This is a genomic window from Flavobacteriales bacterium (assembly GCA_019694795.1).
In the GTDB taxonomy this organism is placed as follows: Bacteria; Bacteroidota; Bacteroidia; order Flavobacteriales_D; family UBA2798; genus UBA2798.
Genome location: JAIBBF010000121.1, coordinates 1 through 2,844, shown reverse-complemented (window position 1 = coordinate 2,844; position 2,844 = coordinate 1). Strand labels below are relative to the sequence as shown.

Genomic DNA, 2,844 nt, shown 5'->3' with positions numbered 1-2,844 from the left:
ACGGGAAGGGTGAAAAAAAATATGAAATTCTTATTCGCGATAATGGAATCGGACGAAAACGTTCTGCCGAAATTAACGCCAGCAAAACAGGTAAGCCTGCTTCCTTTGCTACATCTGCCATTGCAGAACGGATTCAGTTTTTAACCGAAAACTATCAATGCTCCATAAGTATCGAGTACACCGATCTGCAGCGGGGGACCTCCGTATGTTTAACCATTCAAGGATTAGAGCCACATCATGCCTGAAAAAATGAATAGCATCCGTACACTTATTGTTGATGACGAAGCACACGCCATTAATCTTCTTACAAAAGTTTTGGCCATGTTCGAAAATAATGTGGAATTGGTGGGAACAGCAGAGAGTATTCCCGATGCTGTGCAACAGATACACTCCAAGAATCCGGATTTGGTTTTTTTAGATATCAATATGCCGAAATATACCGGACTCCAAATCAATGATTTTTTTCCCGATCCTCGTCCTTTCGAAATCATTTATGTCACCGCTCATACCCATCATGTGTTAGATGCGTTGCGACTCGATGCTTTCGATTATATCTATAAACCGATTGATATCGATACGCTCAAATCTACACTGAGCCGTTTGGATCGGCATTTATTAAAAGAACAAGCTTCCAACCGTACTTCTATTCAGGACCATCCTTCACTGCCTGATTTGAGTAATCTGAAACTGGAGGTATCAACGCATAAAGGTGTCCATTTTATCCCCCTCGAAAATGTACTATGCCTCGAAGCTTCCGGCATGTATTGCGTAATTCATACACCGGCAGAACAATTTGTAGTGTCCAAACCCATGGCCCATTTCGATAATTTATATCCCGATGTGCTTTTTCGTGTAAACCGCTCTTTCCTGGTGAACAAGAAATTCGTGAAATCCATTTTAACCCAAAACGGCTATGAAGTCCTGCTCGAAAACGGAAAAACCCTTCCCTTATCGCGCTCTAAAAAGCAGGAATTCATTCAATTTATGAAATAGCTAAATAGTTGTTTATTAGAGATTTAAATTATGTTTCGAACTTTAACCCTAAACAACAACCCGATTTTTTAGCTTCCTTTTTCCTAATTTTAAGCAGATTATTTGCTGTTTTCTGCGAAAAATCTATCTTTGCAACCCCGTTTAAAGACAATAATCAACATTAACGAATAAGAATCATGAAAAGGACATTCCAACCTTCGCTCCGTAAGAGAAGAAACAAACATGGCTTCCGCGAAAGAATGGAGTCAAAGAACGGTCGTCGCGTTCTGGCAGCTCGTCGCAAACGCGGACGTCATAAATTGACTGTATCCAGCGAGAAACGTCACAAGCGTTAATCTTAATAAGCTTTTACGAAGCCGATTCTGTTGCAGGATCGGCTTTTTTTATGTCAAAATCAGGTCTTTTACCTATTTCAATCCGTAATTGTACCTAGTAATCGACCAATCGCATTGTTTAATTTCAAACAGCCAAGATTAAACAGATTGCTGAATATCTACAATACCCAAAAAGAACTTCCATCACAAAACTGGTATAGACCCTTTTTATACCTCTGTCTTGGGATATCCGTATTTTTTCCTGCACTCGCATTTCTTGGGTATGTGTTCGACCTTCATTACCTACGGAAATTATTACCCAACACGGTAAGTATGAATTCGCTTACGGTGGTGTTATTTTTAATGTCAGAACTCGGCTTAGCGATTTACATGTTCCAGTCGAAATTCAAGCGTTTTCCTACGCGGGCATTGCAACTAATTTCCGGAACCATTTTCCTTCTGGCGGCATCAAAAATCACGGATATTTTTGGTTGGACCAATTTTCAATTCGACCAGGTTTTGTTCTATCGGGAATTGCAGGAAGAGGAAATAAAAAATCAAATGGCACCGAATACTGCTTTGGGTTTCTTATTGGGATCGATGGCCATTTTTTTTCAGATTGAAGAGAACAATAGAATTCGCCGGGATGTTGGAACCTATATTTCCTTCGCATTATTTTTTGTTGGACTCCTTCCTTTAATTGGTTATCTCTATAAAGTTTCGGCACTTTTTACGGTTTCCTATTACATACCGTTGGCATTTCCAACAGCCATTTCATTTTTGTTTTTGGCTATGGGATTACTTCTGGTGAATAAACCAATTGGTATTATAGCTCAATTTAATACTGATTTATACGGTGGAACCTGGGCACGTAAGATGATGCCTTATGTAATAATTGGTCCGGTTTTAATTGGTGGATTACGCATGTTGTCGCATCATTATCATTGGGTGTCGGTTGAATTAGGAATTTCCTTGTTAATGACAACCATGTTGTTCTTTTTCTTTGGCGTTATGCTTTTCACCATGGTGATATTAAATCGTTACGATAGAGAGAAAAGACATTCACAACAAGAGCTCCGAGATTTAAATAATAATCTCGAAAAATTAGTGGAGAAGCGCACCCAGCAATTATTGCGCGCCGATAAAATGTTCCGGATTCTGGTGGAGAAAAGTGGAAATGGCTTGGATTTGATTTCTCCTAATATGGAGCTTATCTATATGAGTCCGGGTTCACAAAAAATCCATGGGTATTCGAAAGAGGAAGTCAACCGCATTGGTATTCCAAATTTAATTCCGGAAGATAAATTAGATGTATTGCGTATTCAGTTTGAACAGGCCATGGCCAATCCCGGTGTTCCCATTCCCGGTGGTGGTCTTATGAAACACAAAAGCGGGAAATGGATTCATGTAGAGTCAACATTAACCAATTATTTGCATGAGCCCGAAATCAATGCACTGGTGTATAGTTTTCAGGATGTAACAGAGCGGGAAGAAAATATTTTGCGGATTAAAAAGTCGGAACGAATCTACCATAGCA

4 protein-coding genes are annotated in these 2,844 nt (G+C 39.5%); all 4 read left to right on the top strand.

Annotated elements, in window-relative coordinates; all coding sequences use genetic code 11:
• Positions 1–245: hypothetical protein (locus tag K1X56_15155; protein MBX7096057.1), on the top strand; the 245-nt coding region annotated here is incomplete at its 5' end.
• Positions 246–249: 4 nt separating this feature from the next.
• Positions 250–993 (top strand): response regulator, encoded by a 744-nt coding sequence (locus tag K1X56_15150; GenBank protein MBX7096056.1) that lies wholly within the window; start codon positions 250–252, stop codon positions 991–993.
• Positions 994–1,169: 176 nt separating this feature from the next.
• Positions 1,170–1,328 carry a 50S ribosomal protein L34 gene (gene rpmH / locus K1X56_15145; GenBank protein ID MBX7096055.1) on the top strand — a complete coding sequence of 53 codons (159 nt, stop codon included), beginning with the start codon at positions 1,170–1,172 and terminating at the stop codon, positions 1,326–1,328.
• Positions 1,329–1,640: 312 nt separating this feature from the next.
• Positions 1,641–2,844: PAS domain S-box protein (locus K1X56_15140; GenBank protein ID MBX7096054.1), on the top strand; the 1,204-nt coding region annotated here is incomplete at its 3' end.

What these genes read in the sequence shown, in the direction of transcription:
- K1X56_15150 (MBX7096056.1), top strand. Translation starts at nt 250, where the DNA reads ATGAATAGCATCCGTACACTTATTGTTGATGACGAAGCACACGCCATT.
- rpmH (MBX7096055.1), top strand. Translation starts at nt 1,170, where the DNA reads ATGAAAAGGACATTCCAACCTTCGCTCCGTAAGAGAAGAAACAAACAT.